This is a genomic window from Pseudoalteromonas sp. TB51, from assembly GCF_000498055.1.
In the GTDB taxonomy this organism is placed as follows: domain Bacteria; phylum Pseudomonadota; class Gammaproteobacteria; order Enterobacterales; family Alteromonadaceae; genus Pseudoalteromonas; species Pseudoalteromonas atlantica.
This window is the reverse complement of the sequence record NZ_AUTO01000003.1, coordinates 1-673: the sequence shown is the minus strand read 5'-3', so window position 1 is coordinate 673 and position 673 is coordinate 1. Positions and strand designations below refer to the sequence as shown.

General features: G+C 44.7%; 2 protein-coding genes and 1 pseudogene. All 3 read right to left on the bottom strand.

What is annotated here, in order from left to right; genetic code table 11:
- A partial coding sequence (locus L650_RS0100090) for a DUF1804 family protein (protein WP_029771662.1) occupies positions 1-110 on the bottom strand: 110 nt, incomplete at its 3' end.
- Positions 110-448 carry a hypothetical protein gene (locus tag L650_RS0100085; RefSeq protein WP_004586543.1) on the bottom strand — a complete coding sequence of 113 codons (339 nt, stop codon included), beginning with the start codon at positions 446-448 and terminating at the stop codon, positions 110-112. The genes L650_RS0100085 and L650_RS0100090, both read right to left, overlap by 1 nt.
- A 9-nt stretch (positions 449-457) precedes the next feature.
- Positions 458-673: pseudogene (locus tag L650_RS0100080) on the bottom strand (hypothetical protein); the annotation flags it as partial.

The window sequence follows — 673 nt, the reverse complement described above, 5'->3', positions numbered from 1 at the left end:
CTTGCGGTCCCATCGGCCACATTGTGCTTAATCGCAGCAACACTCAACGCAAGCAACTCTGTTACATAGCTGTGACGAACTGCGTTCTTCTTTTCAGCTGGGTGTGCCATTAGCCTGCCATCCCATTTTTTACAGCGTAGGCAATTAACGATACAGCCAAACCCGCAGTGCCACCCATGGCAGCTACTTTAACGCGTTGGTTTGTTAGTTTTTCTTCAACCTTCGCTAAGCGGTCATCTTGCTTATTAATGGCTGCAATCTGGCGTTTTTCGCTTTTTTCTATATCAAGCTTTAATCCGTCAGTTATCTCTTTTTGGCGCGCTTCGCTTTTTTCGATGCTTTGATGGATATCGGCTTTAATGTCTTTTAAGTCATTTAAAATAGCCGCCTGACTACCCTGAATTTCACCGATGGCTTGAAATAATAAGTTTTCTTGTTCTTGGTTCATGGGTGGTCCTTACGGGTTAAATACTTTAATGCCCTTCCATGTAGGCGTGCGTACATCAAAATGAAACCAACTCACTTGACCTTCAATGGCAGTGATATAGGGGAATTCTTGCGGGTGGGCTAATACGTAGTTACGTACTTGCTGGGCAGTGTAGTTTTTAAAGCTGCAGTCGAAGGCCTTGCCTAGCTTATGTTGGCTGCGTTTTGCACCCACATTGCAGTCAAG